Source organism: Paraburkholderia edwinii (assembly GCF_019428685.1).
In the GTDB taxonomy this organism is placed as follows: domain Bacteria; phylum Pseudomonadota; class Gammaproteobacteria; order Burkholderiales; family Burkholderiaceae; genus Paraburkholderia; species Paraburkholderia edwinii.
Genome location: NZ_CP080096.1, coordinates 362,138 through 381,608, shown reverse-complemented (window position 1 = coordinate 381,608; position 19,471 = coordinate 362,138). Strand labels below are relative to the sequence as shown.

The following is a 19,471-nucleotide window of genomic DNA, read 5'->3' as shown; positions in this document are numbered from 1 at the left end:
TCTAATAGAAACATGAATATTTCCAAAGCACATCGTGTTCTTTTGCCATACGCTGCCAGTTGCGTGATGCTCCTAAGCGCATGCTCCCCGACTCACCATGTAACAATCGAAACGCCCACCTACGACCCAACCGTTTCTGCACGCATCCGTATCCTCACCGGAAACGACATGCAGAACGCCTCATTCAGACTGGGCAGTTGCGCCACAAGCAGATTGCAGAACGATCCCGACCGCATCGACGTCGATGACGGTTTCCTCGCGCGCTACAAATACTCGTCACGCAGCATCGTGATCGGCATGCCGCAAAGTCCGAGGCCGGGGATGCGTGTAGAGGGTCTGCATTTCAAGGACATGATTCGCGAATACATCGTCCCCTATGGGCGTCCGGTCACGCTTTCGATGCGAACCGCAGGCGATTCGGGAAGCAGTAAGTACGGTGGGTACTCGTGGTCATGCACGGCGCAAGACAGAATGTTCACGCCGGTTGCCGGACAAGACTACGACGTGTATCTCGGCTTCGAAGGAAACAGTCGCCATTCACGCGGATGCGCGATCGAGGTTCGCCATATCGACGGGAATGGACTGGATGAACCGGTCGAAACACGCTTCGCGCCGAAATGTCCTGTGCCAGAGGTTAACGAGGGTTTGACAAAACGCGGGCCGTAATGCGATTCACGCCATCGACGGCTAAACGGGTGATTTTTAAACGATGGCGCATCACATCACGACGGCGCAATCAGAAATCGCGACGCCGATAATTCGTCTTTTCGCTAAGAAAGAATTCATGCAACAACGTCACACCAGCGTGCGCATCGCAATCTACGTACTGATACTTCAATCGGTATCGAGCATTCTTGCATTGATCAGCTACCGTTCGATCGGATGGCGAGAGCTGAACAATCTCTACACTTCATCGGAACGTGCGGCGTGGTTAGTAGCAGCGCTATGTTCGTTGATTCAGATAGTTGCCGGATTACTTATGATGAGGCGCAAACGCTGGGGGCGTGCGCTGTATATGACGACCGCCATCGTCGCTATTGCGTTTTATTTTGCTGTGTCTCCGGGCGCGCTCGCGCTGAGCGCGGTGCCCGCGTGCGTCGCAATGCTCGCTGTACTTTGTGGCCGCAGAGGCTCCAGATATTTTGCCGAACAACCTGCGGACCAACGAATCGGCGCTCGCGATGTGTTCTCAGTTGCATGTCTGATCGGCGCCGCAGCGCTTCTCTACCGTGCCTATGTTGCGTCCTTTGTCGGCGGAGGAGTGGATGTATTTTTCCAGTACAAAGTTCCGAGCTTGCTTGATTTTCCGGTCAGCGCCGTTTTACTTGCAGCCGGCCTTGTGCTTTCGCCCAGAGAGAGCCGCCGCTGGCGCGCAGGCATCGCGCTCGGCGTTTCTGCTGCTGCAATGGCAAATGCCTTGATTGGCTATTTACCTTACTGGCAACCGCTCGCAAATCTACCTGGTGCACCTGCTCATGTCTTTTCAATTCTATGGAGTGGTGCATTAATGATGGTTTTTTTTGTCATTGGTATTGCAGATCAATTTATACGCGGATCCAGACCTCCGCGCGCAACCTTGAATCTTCCTGATTTTTCATGAACGCTTCGTGCGTCGTATGAATTTTAATCACCCTTTCAAGGCTATGCATAGATCGACCATCTACCGCTTTGTTAGTCAGAGCGTTGCTATTTCTTTTGTGCTTTGCTCGGCGGTTGGAACTCGATTCGCACACGCCGATGTCGAGTCCGCCGAGCGAGCGCTTCTGGAATATCGAGTTGCCGATGCCGCTACGGAATTGCGCAGTCTTGCGTCCGCAGGGGATCCGCGCGCTCAAGCCGATCTCGGCACGATGATGATGTACGGAGTCGGTATGCCGCGCGATACAGCCGGTGCTTTCACTCTATTCAAGCGTGCAGCCGATGTAGGGGCGGAGGAAGGCGAAATTGGTCTCGCCTCATGGTATATGTTCGGCCAGACGGATAGAGAGAAATATCCGAATGCAGTCGCTGTCTTTCGCAAGTATGCCGAGCGGGGACAGCCCCTCGCTCAGGCCGGACTCGGCGTGCTGTATACGTGGGGACTAGGCGTTCCGCGTGACAATGCGCAGGCAATGCATTGGCTTAGTCTCGCGGCGGACAAAGACGCTACTGCGGCTAATAATCTGGGTTCAATGTATCTGAATGGAACCGGTGTTTCACGAGACGCTGCGCAAGCACTCAAGTTCTTTGAGAAAGCTCGAGCACTGGGCGCAGTCACCGCAGAAAACAATATCGGCGCAGTCTACGAGTCTGGTGCCCCTGGGGTGCCGATCGACTATGATCGTGCGCTGCTTCACTATCGCAAAGCGGCTGATGCCAACGTTCCCTATGGATACACAAATTTGGGGCGCTGCTATGAGCGCGGGTATGGCGTCGCGATAAACGAGTCAATAGCGCTTGGCTGGTTTCGCAAGGCCGCGGATGCAGGCGAGCCAAATGCGTTCGCCGAGCTTGCGGGGCTGCTGTATAAGGGCATCGACGGTAAACCGGACTATAAGGCCGCCATGGACTGGTACCGGCGCGCTGCCGCACTAGGCATTGCCGTCGGAGAATCGGGCGTCGGGTTTTTGTACGAGCGCGGAGCCGGTGTCGAGAAGAATACGACGACTGCATATGTCTGGTATCGAAAGGCAGCCGAACATGGCAACCCTGATGCGCAGGTTAAAACAGGTCGAATGCTGCTGCTGGGCGAAGGCGTCGCACGGAACGACCGGGAAGGTCTTGACTGGATACGGTTCGCGGCAGAGCGCGGTAGCGCGAATGCGCAAGCATTGTACGGGTCGCTTTATCAGCACGGCACACGTGTGCCTAAGGACTACGTGCTGGCGGCTAGATGGCTGAAGCCAGCCGCAATCGCGGGTGTCAGCGACGCACAGTTCGAACTCGGTTGGGCTTACATGACTGGCTCCGGCGTCCAGAAGGACTTGCGTCGAGGCTACGCTTGGGAGACTCTCTCTGCGACACGCGGGTATGAGTTCGCCAAAAAGACGCTACCTCAGAATGCTGTTTATCTCACTCGCGATCAGATTAGGCAGGCAAAAGCAGCGGCTGCCTCCTGGAGGGTGGGGAAGGACATCGAGCTCGCGCCAGAGCCGCCTGGATACGTTGGGCTGGGCGTGTTTAACGTCAACGCGCCTTTTCTTCCGGGTAACTAGCGCAGCGAGGAAGCTCGTAGTCAACGGGATGATGAGCATCAGATAAGCGCACGATAGAGAACGAAAACAATGCAGTCGCCACACATCGCAGCAATGCTGTCCGCCGGACTTACCGTAGTTTCAGTTGGCGCATTCGCACAAACGCCACCGCCACCGCCCGACCTCGCCAACGCCGCCCGCAGCACCGTCCAGCCGCAGCAGCTAATCGACCAGCAGCGCGAAGCGGCCGAGCGCGAACGCACACTAAACGCGCCTACGGTACGCTCCACCGCCCCATCGGCCGAGCCTTATCCAAAGCTACCAATCGAACACCCTTGCTTCGAAGTCAAATCATTCGCACTCGACGTCCCACCCACGTTACCGGACGAAGTCCGCGCCCAAGGCGCATCCGCACTGCCACAAGATCGCTTCGCCTTCGCCCGCGAATGGCTCGACCACTACAGCGGCCAATGCATCGGTAAACAAGGTGTCGAACTCATCGTCAAAGGCCTATCGCAACGGATCCTGAATCGAGGCTACGTCACGACGCGCGTACTGATCCCCGAGCAAGACCTGGCGCAAGGCACATTGCATCTGTCGCTCATCCCAGGCGTGATCCGCGAACTCCGCTACGCCGACCCTAACACCCGCGGCACATGGAAATCAGCCTTCCCCGCTCGCGGCGGTGACGTCCTGAACCTTCGCGATCTCGAGCAAGGCCTTGAGCAGATGAAGCGCGTCCCGAGCCAGGATGTCGACATGAAGATCGAACCGGCCAACGTCCCGAGCGAAAGCGATGTGGTCATCAGCGTCAAGCGCACGAAACCATGGACCGTCGTCGCATCCGTCGACAACTCCGGACAGCGCGCGACCGGCAAGCTGCAAGGCAATCTCTCGCTCGGCATCGACAACCCGCTCGGTCTGAACGACCTCTTCAACATCGGCGCCAATCAGGATCTCGAATTCGGCGACAAGGGACTCGGCTCGCACGGCTTCAACAGCTTCTATTCGGTGCCGTGGGGCTACTGGACCGCCACCGTATCCGGCAACGCAAACACCTACTACCAGCAGATCGCCGGCGTAAATCAGACCTTCGTCTCGAGCGGTAATCAGCAGACGCTCGGCGCGAAGCTGCAGCGCGTGCTGAGCCGCACGCAGAACGATGTATTCGGTGTCGAGTTCCAGCTGACGAAACGCTGGGGCGCGAGCTTTATCGACGACACGGAAATCGAGCAGCAGCGCCGCGACAACACATTCGTCGAGGCCGGTGTGACCGATCGTCATTATTTCGGTGCGGCACAGTTCGACGGGACGCTCGCTTACAGGCAGGGGATCGGCTGGCTCGGCGCAACGCCCGATACTTCACCTGAAGGTGGTCCGACATACCGCTATCACATGGCGGTGCTCGACGCGAACCTATCGGTGCCATTCTCCGTCGCGAGCCAGAACCTGCGCTATGTCACAACCGTGCACGGCCAGTACACGAACGACTTGCTGTTCTATATCGATGATCTCGCGATCGGCAGCCGCTACACGGTGCGCGGTTTCGACGGCGAAACGATGCTCGCGGCCGAACGCGGCTTTTACTGGCGTAACGAGCTGCAGGTGCCGATCGCGCAGACAGGGCAGTCGTTATACGTCGGCCTCGACTACGGACATCTGTATGGACCGAGCACCGAGTTTCTTGCGGGCACTCAGCTTGCCGGCGCTGTGATTGGTGTGCGCGGCTCAGTGCAGACGCGCTTCGGCGCCTATGCGTACGATCTCTTTGCGGGCACGCCGGTGTACAAGCCAAAAGATTTCGATACTGCGCGCGTGACGTTCGGATTTCAGTTGACGGCGCAGTTTTGAAATGCGGAAAGCGTCTTTAGAATTCTGACTTCTCCCTATTTGCCGTACCACTCGTTTCCATCATCTGCGCCGTCTCGCAGCTCGCCATTCCGTGACATACGGAATACTCACGCGGCGTCATCCCATAACGAGCCTTGAACAGGCGACAAAAGTGCGCCTGGCTCTTGAAGCCGCACTGATACGAAATTGCCTTGATCAAGCCATGCGATGCGCCGACGCGAAGCCGTCGCGCCGCATGCTCGAGGCGCACCGACGACGCATAGTCCATTGCCGATAGCCCGTGGGCCTGCAACGCACGACGCAGGCTGCTGGTCGACATGCTGAGCTCGGCTGCGATGCGTCCAGCGCTCAGGTCGTGGTTGGCGAAATGACGGGAGATCAGTTGCTTCGCGCGCAATACCGTGACTTCATTCGAGCGCGCAGGCAAAGATTCGCTGCGGTCGTAAACCAGCACGTCCATTAGATCGAGACACTGCTCGCCAAGCCGCGCGAATAATTCTTTGCTCGCCTTGCCTGCGTTCGCGGCGAGGTAAAGCACGAAGTCGCGTGTCGCGCAAACATCCGCCGACGACGGATTCGGACAACACACCATCGGAAAGCGGTGACGCATCCCGCGATCGCGCAATGCCGACCTCGGGATGCGCAGGATCGACAGGCTTGTCCGTTCGCGCACCGTTGCGTTGTACCAGGTCAGCGGGTCGAGTACGGCCACATCGCCGGGCCCGAGCGCGACGGTCTGCCCGCGCTGTTCGATCCACCTCGTGCCGCTATTTACCACTTGCACAAAGAGATCGTCGCCGTCGCCGTGTTGCATGATAGGCGAGACCGACTGCCACGCGATATCGAGGTTCACGACGGCGCTGCGCCCGGCATACGCACTACTATGTATCGACGCTCCGGCGCGGGAGGAATCGAACCGGTACTGCAAGCCTATCGACGACATCACGTCGATCCATTCATCACGACACATGCGCCTGCCATTCCAGGTGTTTTCGTCTATCGGGTCACTCACTGCGATACCTCCTTCAAGGGTCCAATGCAGTGTTTCGACCGTCGCTAGGCTAGTCGGCGAGGCGCAAAAATAGTGTAAAAAAATCCGCAGAGCATCATCAAGAATGCTCTGAATCAAGTTTGTCGCGAGTTCAAAGTTGGCGGACCAAAGTACCTAACCCGCTTTGCCATCCGTGCGGGGTTGGGTGAGGAAGGGCACGTACTTGATCAGGTAAAGGACCAATGCCGCGCACCAGCACGCGCCGGCTATGTCGATCCAGAAAGCACTCGCGCTTGCGGCGAACCACGGCCCGAAGATACGCACCACCACGGCAACGATCATCAGCACGTAGCTCGCAATTTCTGCACGGCCTGCGACAAGCGGACGTCCGGTATGGCCAAGGGCGGTACGCGTAATCATTCCAATGATTGCGCATCCAATCGCGCCGACCGTCAAGGCGTGAATCGCAAGCGAATGCTGCACGACGCCAAGGGATGCGAGCGCGAGCATCGCAAAGCCGACTGGAATCCACGCATAGGCGACATGCAGGATCCAGAGAATCGGGCGCGAACCGGTCCGCCATGAATGCCATCCCGCCACCCTGATGCCATGGATCAACGCGGCTGCGCCTGCACAGGAAGCGGTCAATAAGGGCGGCGCATTGGCCAGCTCCGCAACGAAGGTCAGGAGTACCACGGGGACAACAAGCGCCTCGACAGTCTTCCAGCGCCTGATCGAAAAGCCGGGCATGGCGTTCATCGTGAACATCGGCACCACGCGCCCCGCGATAACGGTAACGAAGAGAATCACGAGCCCCGTTGCCGCATAAACCATATGCAAGGAAAGGTCGATACGCCCGTGCCACGCCCACCAGTGCGATAGCGCATTGAGCAACCCGAACAATGCCAATGCGACGGGCAGAAAAATATTGTGTCGATTGTGCGCGGCGATCAGCACACGCAACAGCACGATGGCCGCAACGGGCAGAAACGCGGAATCGACAACCGCGGCGATCGGTTCCGGCCCGGACCAGATAAGCACGCGACCTGCGGCCCATAACAGCCACAACCACGCGAGCGACGCGCCACGCGGTGTGTCGAGCGAGGTCCAGGCGCGCACGGCCGTCAGCAGGAAGCCGACGACGATCGCGGCGGCAAACCCAAAGACCATTTCGTGCGCATGCCAGAGCATGCCGCTTATCGCTGGTGAGCGGCCCGCGAGAGGGTGACCGTGCAGGGTGACGAGCCAGAGCAGCATGGCGACCACGCCAAAGCACGCACCGCCCAGGTAGAACGGCCGGAAACCAAGTCTCAGGACCGGCAAGCCCGGCAAGCCGTTCGTCGCAGGGTCGTCGATCTTCATCCCGCCTCCCGCACAACATGCACGTTTAATGCATGTTATAGCGCGCAGGGACGCAATGATAGTGTTCCCTTAGGGCTGCGACAGCATGTCGCCGTTTGCAATGTCCACTAGCAGTTCCGCTAGCGCGCCCGGTTGCGAAACAACGGCGCCGTGGCTCGCATCGAGGCTGTGCACGACAGTAGGCCGTTGCGGAACAAACGCGTCGGCTTCCTCAACGAAGCGCCGCTGCATCGCCGGCCGGATCGCATAATCTTGCAGACACATGATGTAGTGGCGTTCCACGCTGCCCCATCGTTCCACGGTGGTCTGGACCGGCGTTGCCATGGGTGCGGCCGCTTCGTCGGGAGTCGTCAGATTGACGAGGGCGTGATAGCCCCCCTCGCTCATGTCGCCACAGAATGCACGCCGTCCGGTTTCGCGCGACGCCAGATCGTCGGCACGATGATCGATGCGCAATGCGCCCGTCGCGGCAGGATCGCCTGTAAACAAAAGGGGAATCAGCTGACCTTCGTTCTCCGGTGCATGGATATAGTCGACAATCGCGGTGCCGGTCCGCGGCATGAATGCCGAGAGATAGACGAGCTTCGCGATGCGTTCGGGACAACGCTCGGCCACCATGGATATCAGCGCTCCAGACATGCTGTGTCCGACGAGTACGACCTGGCCGTTACCAAATGCACTCACGCAATCAATCGCGCCGAGAATCGCATCGACGTATTCGTCTCTCGTGAATTGCGCATTCGGTGATTGCTCGCTTTCAAAGGATGCCCGTTCCATCGGGCGACGCATATACGACGACGGAAATCGCGCGTTGAGTCCATGCCCCGGAAGGTCTCGCGCAAGGGCTGCATGGCCGCGGCTCATGAGCAAGGGAATCAGTCGTTCAAAAGACCAGGCGCCCCACCAGCCGCCATGCACAAGAACAAACGGCAGCTTGACCGCTTGCGTCGACGGCTCGTCGCCAAACGGTGGCACGCTGCCGCTAGGTTTCTGACCATCTTCATGAAATTTGCCGGTCATGTGTTGTCCGTATCGACTCGAAAATTTAACGTTGTCGAAATGTTAGTTAGAGAGCTGTTCTGCCGCATGTCGTGGCGCGTCCGCACACTTTTGCGGGTGCGCCAGATGCGAAGGGCCGGCGAAATGTGCGAAGCGTGTACGATTTCTCGTGGTTTCTCGCGGTTTCCGATCGGCACGTGTATTAGGATGATTTGCCGCTCCTTCCGCAGTTCGAATGAAGCCTCGATGGACGAACCACTCAGTACCGCTGATGCAGCCACCGCGCCTCACCTGCACTTCGAGGGCGACGAACTCCACCACGCCATGCATATCGACCATGTCAGCTGGGACGTCTGTCTGATCGATGCAGCGCCGCCGCCTTCAGTAAACCTCGTGCAGCGAAACGTAGGCCGGATCAGGGCACTGTCCGTGTCGGGCGCTCCGCTTGCCGCGCTACGCGGCGAGCGGCAGTTGAACCGGGACATCGATGCGTTTATCGGCATCACCTATCAGCGCGCGGGCCGAACGATCTACGAGCGCAACGGCGCCCTCACCGTGATCGCACCGGGCGATATCGCGTTCTGGTTTAGCGGCTACCAGGCAAGATTCGCGATGCCCGAACCGTTCCGTAAGCTTTGCATGGTGGTGCCGCTTCAACATTTCCAGCAGGTGGTTCCAAAAGCGATTTCCTACGACGGATTGCGCATCGAAGCGGGCAGCCCGGTCGGCGCACTGCTCGGAAGCTGGATGACGACGCTCGCGGATGACGTAATCGAACGCGGCACCGAGCCGCTCGCGTCCTGCATCGACACCACATTGGATCTGCTCGCGTCGACGATCGCCGTACGCGTGCGCGAAAGCGCCGCGTCGCCGAAGGACGAATTTTTGTCGCGCGTGATGCGCTATATGGAGCAACGGCTTGACGATCCTGAACTGACACCGGTCGCGATCGCCAGCCGCTTCGGCGTTTCGGTTCGATATCTGCAGCGGGCCTTCAACGAGCGGCAACTGACCGTGGCGGGCTGGTGCCGCTCCCGGCGTCTCGCCAGGTGCCGGACGGAACTCGCGGATCCGCGCAGCCGCCGCAGCATCACCGATATCGCGTTTAGCTGGGGCTTCAGCGATGCCGCGCACTTTAGCCGCGTGTTCAAGGAGACCTTCGGCGTATCGCCGATGGCGTTTCGCCAGGCGCACAGGTAGGCAGCAGTCCAGACTACAGCGGATGCCCGGCGTGTAGTTCGTTTTTCGATGCGTCGCTTCGCATCATGCGCGTCGTTCGCGCCGGAATACAGCGGGCGTTACGCCCGTATTCGCCCGGAACCGGTTGGTGAAATGGCTTTGATCAGAGTAGCCGAGATGAATGGCGATCTGTTCGACGGACATTGAAGAACTCGCGAGCAGCCGCTGCGCTTCGCGGATGCGCCGCTGCGAGACATACGCCATCGGCGTCAATCCGAGCGATTTGCGAAACAGTCTCACGAGTTGTGAGGCGCTGGTATTCGCGACATCGGCGAGATGCTCGAGCGTGAACTCGTGGGTCAGGTTGTCGTGAATCCACGCGAGGGCGCTCCTGACGCGGCGGTCGCCGCTGCCGGCGTACGAGGCCTGTCCGGTTTCGTCGGCCAGCAACGCGAGCAACGCAATCGCCCGCCCCACGGCATAGAATCGGGCGAGCGGACGCTTCCTGGCGTCAGCCGCCGCACACTCCGCAAGCAAGGGCGCCATTTCATCCCAGATCTGCTGGTTTCTTAGCGCGGTGAAGGGCGTCCACTCGTTGCCGATCTGAGCAAGAGGCTGGCGCAAATGCTCGCACTCCGGATCGATAAACACGACGCCATAGGAGTGGATTCCCGAACCGCTTGCGGTACCGCGAAGCGTTGAGCCGGCGGGCCGGAACGACAACAGATGCATACGGGAGATATACCGGTGGCTATGGAACCCGACCACTTCCCGTTCGCACACGATGCCATCGGTGAGTTCGACGTAGACCGCGTGCCGCGTCGAGAGCGTGTAGAGCTCCGCGGGGCGGGCACCGAACCGGCGGTCGACAATTTCCGCGCTTACGCCGTCCCAGTTTGCCGTGGTTCGCGATACAAGCTCTGCACTGTGAAGCCTCACTTCCCTCTCCTAACGAAAGCCTGTGCCTGCGCCGGAAAATTATAGCGACATCAAAGCAGGCCCGCTGGCAGCGAGGCGCGTGTCGCGTGCGATGAGATGCGCGTTAGCTTCAAAAAAATGATCATTTTGCGCCAGGGCCGAAAGGGGGCCGTCAGTATACTGGCGAGCGTTAAAGCAACGATCGACGCACGAGAACCTGCAACCGATGGCCGCTCCGTCAAGAACACGCCTGAATTCCGGCTTACTGCATGCGATGCGCCTGTTCGTTGCCGTCGTCGATGCCCGCGGCTTTACCGCCGCGGCCCGTCAGTCGAACCTCACGCCTCCGCAAGTCTCGCGGATGATCGCGGAGCTCGAGCTTCGGCTCGGCACGAAATTGCTGCATCGAAACGCGCGGAGCGTGACGCTAACGGCCGCGGGCGAGCAGTATCTGCGCAAATGTCGGACGATCCTCGAACTGGTCGAAGAAGCGGAAGGCGAAGCGCGAGACACGGTCGTACGCCCGGCCGGCACGCTCAGGGTATCGTCCATGACGAGCCTCGGCCGGCACTATGTGCAACCGGTCATCGTCGAATACGCACAACGATACCCGGGTGTGAAAGTCGAGTATCTGACTCGACAGTACCCGCCGGACATCCTCGCCGAAGGCATCGATTCAAGTCTGTTTTTCGCGTCCGACCTGACCGCGTCGTCGCTGGTCGGGCGGAAAGTTGCGGGAGCACGCGCGCTGCTGTGCGCAAGCCCCGACTATCTCGCCCAGCATGGAACGCCGACACGCCCTGAAGATCTGCTTGCGCACAGTTGTATCAAACTGACCAGCGTACCCGCGCGATATTGGGAGCTAACTGAAGGCGTATCGACGGTCAGCGTGCCGGTGCGAAGTGTCCTCGATTGCGATACGCCCGACGCGGTGTTGCTTGCCGCGCTTGCCGGTTTGGGCATCGGCCTCTTTCCCTCCTGGGTTGTCATCGATAGTCTTCGATCAGGCCGGCTTGTCCCGGTCTTACCTCGATGGCGCACCCCTGAAGTCGGCGTGTATCTGCTCATTCCTTCACGCCGGTTGCTACCCGCCAAAACGCGCGCATGGATCGATCTGATCACGAGCCGGCTGCCTTTCGCGCTCGCGAGAGACGAACGGATCGCAACCCAGCTGGCAGTTTCTCAATCCGGCGCTTCAGCAGACTAAGCAGGCCTGATCGTTTGCATCAAGGCTGTGGCGGCGAACTATGGTTACGCAATACGCAACCATAGCTTGTCTTGCCTGATCGTGTACACGCCTATATTCGAACGGTAGCATCGGTCGGCGCGATATTGCTGACCGTCCATGCGAATGCAGGTTCATTCAAACAATCCAGTGATATCGCGGCGAAGCGCAACACAAGCGCAGCGTACGATCGCCGCGTTCGTTCGCGAGCTATTCGCACGGCCACGAGCGAGGGCGCATCCATCAATCGACCAACAAAACGGTACCAGCATGCAAAGGCTCATCATGAAAGCAGTGACCATGGCCGCGATGACGGCAGTTGTTTCGATGGGAGCAACCGGCTCGGTTGCCGCGGCAGCCGATCCCGCGACGGACGATCATCTCGATCCGCAGGTGCGCGCATTTCTCGTCGAACTCAATAAGGACAGCAGTCCGTTCTGGGAACTGCCCCAGCCGAAGCCGCAGGAAATCCTGACCAGTCTTCAAAATCAGACGCCCGTCGACATGTCGGGTGTCACGACGATCGAGCGCACCGTCACCGAGAACGGCCGCACTGTGAAGTTGTACATCATGAAGCCCGATCATGTTCGCGGCGAACCGGGCGTGCTGCTATTCATTCACGGCGGCGTATGGATCGTAGGCAACTTCGCGAACCATCAGCGGCTGCTGCGCGACCTCGTCGTGGGATCCGGCCAGATCGGCGTGTTCGTCGAATACACGCCGTTGCCTCAAGCGAAATTCCCCACGCAGCTCGAAGAATCGTATGCCGCGCTGACGTGGATCGCCTCCCATGCGAAGGAGTTCGGCGCGGACGGCAGCAGGATTGCGGTGGCCGGGAACTCGGTCGGCGGCAATATGGCGGCAGTCCTGCCGATCATGGCGAAGGACCGCAAGGGCCCGAAGATCCGTTTTCAGGCCTTGATGATTCCGGCGACTGACGCGAGCGTGGACACCGATTCGTATCACGCGTTCGGCACCGGCCGCTTTCTCGCGCGCTCGTTCATGAAATATGGCTGGGACCTCTACGTGCCGGACGCCGGCACGCGCGATAACCCCTACGTATCGCCATTGCGCGCCAGCACGGCGGAACTCGCGGGCTTGCCGCCGGCGCTCGTCGTCACCGCGGAGAACGATCCGCTGCGCGACGAAGGCGAAGCGTACGCACGCAAGCTCAAGGCAGCGGGCGTAACGGTGGCGGCAGTCCGATACAACGGCACCATTCACGACTTCGTGCTTCTTAACGCGCTTCGTCATGTTCCTTCCACCGAAGCGGCGCTTCAGCAGATTAGCGAAGAGATTCGGGATCATCTGTCTAAATAATGCTGGCGGGTGTGATCCGGTTTTGCGGACCACACCCGGTAAAGCGACGGCGATATAACAACAAACGGGAAACATGAGCACAGATTTTTCTATTAAGGCTGGCGTCTGTGAGCCGATCGCGTACATCGTCGACGACGACGGCCCTCTATGCATCGCGCTGTCGACGTTGCTGAATTCCGTTGGCATTCAAGTCGAGTGTTTCAACTGTGTTGACGATTTCATGGAAGTCGATAAGCCGGATACGCCGAGTTGTCTACTTCTCGATGTGAGGCTCAGGGGGCAAAGCGGCCTTGCTGCGCAGGAGCAGATCGTGCGCCGGTTTGGCATGCCGATCATTTTCATCACCGCACACGGCGACATCGAGATGTCCGTCCTGGCCATGAAGCGCGGCGCCGTCGACTTCATCGAAAAGCCGTTTCGCGACCAGCGCATCCTGGACGCGGTGTCGATTGCGCTGAGCGTCGACGGCAGCCGGCGGGAGCAGCGGCGCTCGTCGCACAGTTTGCAATGCCGCTACGCATCGCTGACGACGCGTGAACGGGAAGTGATGTGCCGGGTCGCGAAGGGGCTGCTGAACAAGCAAATCGCGGCGGAGCTGGGGCTAAGCGAAATTACCGTGAAGATTTACCGCGCTCAGGCAATGAGGAAAATGGACGCCAGGTCGATGGCCGATTTCGTGTTGAAGGCGGCGGCGCTCGGGCTCGGCAGCGAGAGACCGGGCGGGAGGTTCCCCGCGGCAACGCATCACTTCGTCAACGATTGAAGCAGCCTTGTCAGATCCAGCGGCTGGACGCGAATAAACCCGGCCCGCGGACTATCGATATCAGCGATCAGGGCGAGCGAAAGCGCAACTGTGACAGGCAGGATGGTGATCAGCAGGCCTCGGCGCAGCGTCCCCTTTGTACCGTAACCCTGCACGACACAACCACAGAGCGCGATGACGATCATGAGGATCCACGCACCGAGCGGTATGCGATTGATGCGTGCGGCCTCGGTGTAGTCCTGCGAATTCAGCACGTCGTTCATCCCCGCGACGACGAGCGCGCCGATCGGTGTCGGTTGCTCTTGCGCGACTTGAGTCGCGAGGCGCCACAGCTCGTCTTGAAGCGCTGCCGTATCGCGGTGAATGCGTTCGAGTTCCTGCCGGTCGCGCGTGCGGAAATCGGCCAGTCTTAGCTTGGTGTAGCGCACCAACCCAGCCTTCATCTTTGCGCCCACGGCGGCACTGACGAGATCGGCGCGCGCATATTCCGTGCCGATCGCGTTGGCTTCGCTTTCCTCGAGATTCTTGCGCTGGTCGTAGCGTCCGACCGCCATCGAAAGGCTGAAGCCGACGAGCAGCGCCAGCAACGTGAGCGTGGCGGTCTGCACGAGGTTGAAGTCTTCTCGGTCGTCTTCCGGAAGTGGCGCAATGCGCCGCAGGATATAGGCGCCGAATGCAACCGCCGCAACGAAAAGGGCGACCAGCACGACAAAGAGGAAAGCCGGATGACCGACGAACGCTGCCATGCAACGTCTCCATTACGGCGGTTCCAGCATTGTAATAAAAAGAAGAAGCGTTGTTACCTTGAGCGAGGAACGCCTAGTCCATCGCCACAACGCCCGGAACCTGCTCGACGAGGAAGTCGAGTAGCGCGCGAACCGATGGCAGCCTGTTTTGCCCATAAGGCACGAGCGCGGTCAGATTGGCGGCGCCAGCCGTCCACTCCTGAAGCACCCTGACGAGGCTTCCCGCGCGCAATTCCGCTTTGCACGCATACGCAGGCAGCGCGACTACGCCGAGTCCACCAACCGCCGCATCCTTCAAGGTTTTCATGCAATCGGTGGTCAACGCGGGGGAAAGCGGCACGGTAACGTCTTCGCCGCTGCGATGATGCAGCGTCCATTTGCAAGGCGCGCCATTGTCCAGCATGAATAGTGTCGGCGTGTCCTTCAACTCCTCCGGGCGCCGCAGAGCCCGTGGATCACCGAACAGTGATGGACTGCAAAACAGCAGGCACGGCGTCGATGCGAGTGGCCGTTGGATCAAGGATGAATCTTGCAACGGTTGCGCGTGCGCCTGAATGGCGACGTCGAAACCCTCGGCCACAATCGACGCTTCCGCGTTCGACGTCCGTTGCATGAGCCTCATGTCGGGATATTTCCTGCTAAAGGCTGGCAGCACGTGGCGCATCACACATTGCGCAGTGGCGGGCGTCACACTGATCTTCACCAGCCCGCCCGGCATCGTCATCCGTTCACGCACAGCGGATTCCGCTTCTTGCGCATGCTGCAGCATCGCCCTTGTGTGCAGGTAGAAATCCTTTCCTACGTCCGTCACGGCCAACTGGGGCAGCGTACGGTCGATCAGGCGCACGCCCAGTCTCATTTCCAGCTGGTTGAGCCGGTCGCTGATCGTCGTTTGGGGCAAACGAAGCGCTCGGGCAGCCGCCGTGACGCTCTTGTGCTCGACAACGTGTACGAAGTAATACATGTCGTTGATGTCGAGCATCATGCGGGTCCCCGGCAATCAGGCGACGCCACTGCTCCGGCTTCGTGACACAAAAGCGCCTCGCCTTTGCACGTCGGCCAGTGCCCGGTCAAAGCGCCATCACCATCTCGTGCCACGACATACCACCATGATCTGATGTGGACGGCCTGACATAGCGATAGCCGAGGCGCTCGTAAAGCCCGACGTGACGTTCCTTGCACATGAGGTGAATTGCCTGCTTGTCCATCCTGGACATGCGCTCGACGAAGGCCCGCATCATGGGCGACGCGTAGCCTTTTCCCTGGTGCACCGGGTCGATCACCACCGACATGATCACCACGTTGGGCGCGGCCGGATCGTGCCCGACAAGCTCCTTGAACGCCTCGTCGGACATCACGACCTCGTGTGCGCATCCGCCGTTGATAAATCCGGCGATCGTCCCATCCAGTTCCATGACAAGGAAGCCTTGCGGGTATTGAGCGATGCGCGTGGCGATTTTTTCTCGTGTCGCGGCTTCGTCGCCTTCATAGGCCGCGGTCTCGATCTGATAGCAGCGGTCGACGTCGCTCGGACGCGCGAGCCGGAAGTGCGAGGTAGTCATCTGCGAGGCTGGCCGGAGGCCGGTTAATGCGCGGTCAATGCGGTGCGAATGACACGATAGTAGAACAGGCGCAAACTGCACGTACTGCGTTTTATTCAATCCATACTGCACGCCATGCATGATTCCCTGCGACGGATCGATCTCAATCTTTTACTGGTTTTCGATGCCTTGTTTCGGCATCGAGGCGTCGTGCTGGCGGCCGACGAACTCTCGCTGAGCGCATCGGCTTGCAGTCATGCGCTAGGCCGCCTTCGTGCCGCATTGGGCGACGAGCTTTTCGTGCGGCAGGGTAGCGGCATGCGGCCCACGGCGAGAGCCGAGCAGATGGCGCCGGGCGTACGCGAGGCGCTGGCTGGGCTGACAGGCGCGCTGGGGGACACCGGCCGATTCGTTCCGTCAACGAGCACCCAGGAATTCATGTTTGCTGCGACGGACTTCACAACGTTCGCCGTGCTGCCGCAGTTCATTCCTGCCTTGGCACGCGAGGCCCCACATGTTCGCGTGCGCGTGATCTATTCGACCCATAGCGAATCGCTAGACGATCTCGCCTCGGGGCAGGTTCACTTCGCTTTGGGCTTTCTGGGCGAAGAGCAAACGCAGCGGACCAGTGTGGAATCGTTCGATTGCTTCACGGACGATTATGTCGTCGCCGTTCGAAAGGGCCATCAACGGATCAGAAGAAAGCTGTCGCTGGCGCAGTATCTCGCGGAACGGCACGTCGTCGTGACGCCCTGGACCACCGAGCAAAGCGTTGTCGATGCGGCGCTGCTCAGTTCCGGGCTGACCCGCGACGTAGCAGTGAGACTGCCAAGCGTGATGGCTGCTCCGTTTATCGTCGCGAACTCCGAGTATCTGCTCACGCTGCCGCGACGGGCCGCGCTTCAATTGGCGAACTCGCTACCGCTTGAAATTCACCCCACGCCATTTCACATTTCTCGCTACGTACTCAAGGTTTTTTTCCATAGGCGACACACCGGCTCGCCGGCGCATCGCTGGATGTGCGAGAAGATGCTGGATGTGCTGGGCGCGATTCCACGCGCAGCACGGGCCAATGCACGCAGCGCAAGCGCGCGCGGAAGGTGACCGGCGATCGACGAGCGCCGTCAGGCTACGCCGCATTCGGCACTATCGGTCGAGTAAGCAGGGAAGTCTATGTAGCCCAGGTTGCCGTGTCGCGTGTAATAAGCCGAGCGGTCCGCAACGGCTAACGGCCAGCCGTTCTTAAGACGCTCAACGAGGTCCGGATTGGCGATATAGGGTCTGCCGAAGGCGATCAGGTCCACCAACCCTGTGTCGAGCGAAGCCTGGGCGCGCTCGCGGTCATTGAAACCGCCACACCAGATGAAGGCGCCCGGAAATAGCGCGCGAGCTTTGGCAAGCAGACCGTGGTCGAGGTACCGGGGCTTGAACACGCCTGTCTCCATATTTCCTTCGGGCAGCAGCTCGTAGAGCAGGTGGATATAGGCCACGCCGCGACGCGCCAGTTGCTCGACGACATACAGAAACGTTTCCTCGACAAGAGGGTCCGTCGGCATCGAACCGTACTTGCCGTGCGGAGAAAGGCGAACACCCACGCGTCCCGGACCGAATTCAGCCACCGCCGCATCGACGACTTCCATCAGGAAGCGCGTGCGATCTTCCATGCTGCCCCCGCCGTAGCGGTCCGTGCGCGTATTGAGCACCGAGTTCATGAACTGTTCGATCAGATAGCCGTTGGCCGCATGGAGCTCGACACCATCGAACCCGACTTCCCGCGCATTGCGGGCGGCTTGGGCAAAGGTCCCCACCATGGCCGACACTTCATCCGTGCTGAGGGCCCTTGGCGTGTCAACGGCCATAAAGCGCAACCGGCCGTCGGGGCCGTGGGCGAACACCTCCGAACCCTCGGCCCGTTCGCCGGTCACGCCCACCGGCGCCTGGCCGTTCGGCAGAATCGAGGAATGGGCGAGCCTGCCCACATGCCACAGCTGCATGAAGATCGTGCCGCCCCGGCGGTGAACCTCATCGGTCACGCGACGCCAGCCCTGCATTTGGGTTTCCGAGTGGATTCCCGGAATTCGCGCGTAACCGTGGCTGGACTGATCCACGTCGGTGGCCTCGGAAATGATCAAGCCGGCGCCGGTCCGCTGGCCGTAATAGGTGGCCACCATCTCGTTGGGAAGGTCGCCGTCGGTCGGGAGAGCGCCCTCGGTCGTGCGCGTGCGAGTCATGGGAGGCATGACGATGCGGTTCTTCAGCGAAACGGCGCCGCCAAGCAGCAGAGAATCGAATAAGGTAGTCATGGATCATCCTTCGAGCAGAATTCTGCCGAAGAGTAATCCTCACTAATCCTTCCGACTACACACCGTTTGGTCAGCGGTCGGGTATGAGCGTCCCGGCGCCGGCCTGGCAAATGAACGAGTCGGAGATCTGAAACCCCAAGGCCCCGGCGGCCAGTTCCAGCCAGGCTTTGCACCCCTGGCTGATATAGCTCTGCCGCGGCCGCACCAGTGCGAGTTCGAAGCGTATCGCCGGTTTCACGATGGGCACCGCGACGAATTGTCTGATGTTGGTCCTTTCAATGACCGACCTGGGCAAAACCGTTATGCCCATTCCGGACGCCACCATCGCAAGTACGAGGTCAAGATGACTGCTACGCCCGACGGTCGACGGGACGAACCCTTGCGCGCGGCACGCGTCTTCGATCAGGCCGCACAACTTGAAGTCTTTGGTGAAGGTGACTAACGGATGCGTCTTGAGCGCAAGTATCCGCATCGCTGTACAGCTACTGATTTCGTGTCCGGGATTGACGACAAACATCAATCGGTCCGCGGCGAACCGCTGCACAACGAAGCGTTCGAGGTCGACCGGCAGCATGGCTGCGGCAATATCGATTTCCCCGTCGTCCAGCGCCTGTTCGAGGTGGCTGGAAAAGAACTCGGCAATATGAAGGTCTACGCCGGGATATTCGCGCCGGAACTGCGCGATGACGTCGGAGAAAAACGTCGATCCGACCAGAGGCGGTAACCCGACGCGTAACTCACCTTTCAACTCCGACTTCATATCGGTCAGTTCGGAGGTGAGCTGACGAACTTGACGCAGCATCTGGGCAGCGTGGCGATAGACGACTTCGCCTTCGCGGGTGGGTTTCACGGTCTTGGGATCGCGAATCAGCAGTCGAACCCCTAGTTCCTCTTCAAGCAGGCGCACCGCGCGGCTGATTGCGGGTTGAGTGACATGCAGGACCGCGGAAGCCCGGCTGAAACCGCCGCAGTTAACGACCTCTGCAAAATACCGCAGCGCGCGAATGTCCAAGAGCCGTTCCTATAACCGTCTGCTATGCGCGAGCGATTATAAGGCTTTCGATATTGGCGAATCGTTAACTTCACCGGGCCGTTCAGGC

General features: G+C 59.8%; 18 protein-coding genes. 9 read left to right on the top strand and 9 right to left on the bottom strand.

The features are described 5' to 3' along the window. The first annotated feature begins 12 nt into the window (after positions 1-12). The 4 genes from KZJ38_RS23520 (at position 13) to KZJ38_RS23505 (ending at position 5,024) form a co-directional block, all read left to right on the top strand. Positions 13-666 carry a hypothetical protein gene (locus KZJ38_RS23520; RefSeq protein WP_246641966.1) on the top strand — a complete coding sequence of 218 codons (654 nt, stop codon included), beginning with the start codon at positions 13-15 and terminating at the stop codon, positions 664-666. A gap of 43 nt (positions 667-709) precedes the next feature. Continuing rightward, entirely contained in the window at positions 710-1,600 is an 891-nt protein-coding gene (locus tag KZJ38_RS23515; RefSeq protein WP_219802095.1) for a hypothetical protein, read from the top strand. Positions 1,601-1,616: 16 nt separating this feature from the next. Next, complete coding sequence (locus KZJ38_RS23510) at positions 1,617-3,194, top strand: tetratricopeptide repeat protein (protein WP_219802094.1); 1,578 nt, start codon at positions 1,617-1,619, stop codon at positions 3,192-3,194. A gap of 93 nt (positions 3,195-3,287) precedes the next feature. After that, positions 3,288-5,024, top strand: coding sequence for a ShlB/FhaC/HecB family hemolysin secretion/activation protein (locus KZJ38_RS23505; protein ID WP_425518434.1), 1,737 nt, complete (start codon positions 3,288-3,290; stop codon positions 5,022-5,024). Positions 5,025-5,040: 16 nt separating this feature from the next. On the opposite strand, the gene KZJ38_RS23500 is transcribed toward KZJ38_RS23505, so the two are convergent. The 3 genes from KZJ38_RS23500 to KZJ38_RS23490 all read right to left on the bottom strand — a co-directional run bounded on the left by KZJ38_RS23500 (position 5,041) and on the right by KZJ38_RS23490 (position 8,295). Beyond that, positions 5,041-6,153: an AraC family transcriptional regulator gene (locus tag KZJ38_RS23500; RefSeq protein WP_219802092.1), complete on the bottom strand. Its 1,113-nt coding sequence runs from the start codon at positions 6,151-6,153 to the stop codon at positions 5,041-5,043. A 36-nt stretch (positions 6,154-6,189) separates the two neighbouring features. Further along, a complete protein-coding gene (locus KZJ38_RS23495) occupies positions 6,190-7,377 on the bottom strand; it encodes an NnrS family protein (protein WP_219802091.1) in 1,188 nt (395 codons plus the stop codon). Between the two features lie 69 nt (positions 7,378-7,446). After that, positions 7,447-8,295 (bottom strand): alpha/beta fold hydrolase, encoded by an 849-nt coding sequence (locus KZJ38_RS23490; RefSeq protein WP_246642137.1) that lies wholly within the window; start codon positions 8,293-8,295, stop codon positions 7,447-7,449. On the opposite strand from KZJ38_RS23490, the gene KZJ38_RS23485 reads away from it, so the two are divergent. Further along, complete coding sequence (locus tag KZJ38_RS23485; RefSeq protein WP_246641965.1) at positions 8,290-9,576, top strand: helix-turn-helix domain-containing protein; 1,287 nt, start codon at positions 8,290-8,292, stop codon at positions 9,574-9,576. The two genes, KZJ38_RS23490 and KZJ38_RS23485, sit on opposite strands and share 6 nt — an antisense overlap. Positions 9,577-9,639: 63 nt before the next feature. Here KZJ38_RS23485 and KZJ38_RS23480 read toward each other — a convergent pair whose 3' ends face one another. Then, on the bottom strand, positions 9,640-10,494 hold the full coding sequence (locus tag KZJ38_RS23480) for an AraC family transcriptional regulator (protein ID WP_219802088.1): 855 nt from the start codon (positions 10,492-10,494) through the stop codon (positions 9,640-9,642). A 205-nt stretch (positions 10,495-10,699) separates the two neighbouring features. Between KZJ38_RS23480 and KZJ38_RS23475 the strand changes: the two genes are divergently transcribed. The 3 genes from KZJ38_RS23475 (at position 10,700) to KZJ38_RS23465 (ending at position 13,781) form a co-directional block, all read left to right on the top strand. Then, positions 10,700-11,680, top strand: coding sequence for a LysR family transcriptional regulator (locus KZJ38_RS23475; RefSeq protein ID WP_219802087.1), 981 nt, complete (start codon positions 10,700-10,702; stop codon positions 11,678-11,680). A gap of 303 nt (positions 11,681-11,983) precedes the next feature. Continuing rightward, the gene (locus tag KZJ38_RS23470; RefSeq protein WP_219802086.1) at positions 11,984-13,018 is read left to right on the top strand and encodes an alpha/beta hydrolase; all 1,035 of its coding nucleotides are present in this window, start codon (positions 11,984-11,986) and stop codon (positions 13,016-13,018) included. A gap of 73 nt (positions 13,019-13,091) precedes the next feature. Then, positions 13,092-13,781 (top strand): response regulator transcription factor, encoded by a 690-nt coding sequence (locus KZJ38_RS23465; protein ID WP_219802085.1) that lies wholly within the window; start codon positions 13,092-13,094, stop codon positions 13,779-13,781. Here KZJ38_RS23465 and KZJ38_RS23460 read toward each other — a convergent pair. From KZJ38_RS23460 to KZJ38_RS23450, 3 genes are all read right to left on the bottom strand, one after another. Continuing rightward, complete coding sequence (locus tag KZJ38_RS23460) at positions 13,763-14,527, bottom strand: bestrophin-like domain (RefSeq protein WP_219802084.1); 765 nt, start codon at positions 14,525-14,527, stop codon at positions 13,763-13,765. The genes KZJ38_RS23465 and KZJ38_RS23460 overlap by 19 nt on opposite strands. A 73-nt stretch (positions 14,528-14,600) precedes the next feature. After that, complete coding sequence (locus tag KZJ38_RS23455; RefSeq protein WP_246641964.1) at positions 14,601-15,512, bottom strand: LysR substrate-binding domain-containing protein; 912 nt, start codon at positions 15,510-15,512, stop codon at positions 14,601-14,603. A gap of 85 nt (positions 15,513-15,597) precedes the next feature. Further along, positions 15,598-16,089 (bottom strand): GNAT family N-acetyltransferase, encoded by a 492-nt coding sequence (locus KZJ38_RS23450; RefSeq protein WP_219803583.1) that lies wholly within the window; start codon positions 16,087-16,089, stop codon positions 15,598-15,600. A 114-nt stretch (positions 16,090-16,203) separates the two neighbouring features. Between KZJ38_RS23450 and KZJ38_RS23445 the strand changes: the two genes are divergently transcribed. Next, on the top strand, positions 16,204-17,172 hold the full coding sequence (locus KZJ38_RS23445) for a LysR family transcriptional regulator (protein ID WP_219802083.1): 969 nt from the start codon (positions 16,204-16,206) through the stop codon (positions 17,170-17,172). Between the two features lie 20 nt (positions 17,173-17,192). On the opposite strand, the gene KZJ38_RS23440 is transcribed toward KZJ38_RS23445, so the two are convergent. Both KZJ38_RS23440 and KZJ38_RS23435 read right to left on the bottom strand, forming a co-directional pair. Next, positions 17,193-18,371 (bottom strand): alkene reductase, encoded by a 1,179-nt coding sequence (locus KZJ38_RS23440; RefSeq protein ID WP_219802082.1) that lies wholly within the window; start codon positions 18,369-18,371, stop codon positions 17,193-17,195. A gap of 70 nt (positions 18,372-18,441) precedes the next feature. Continuing rightward, complete coding sequence (locus KZJ38_RS23435) at positions 18,442-19,383, bottom strand: LysR family transcriptional regulator (RefSeq protein ID WP_219802081.1); 942 nt, start codon at positions 19,381-19,383, stop codon at positions 18,442-18,444. Positions 19,384-19,471 lie beyond the last annotated feature (88 nt).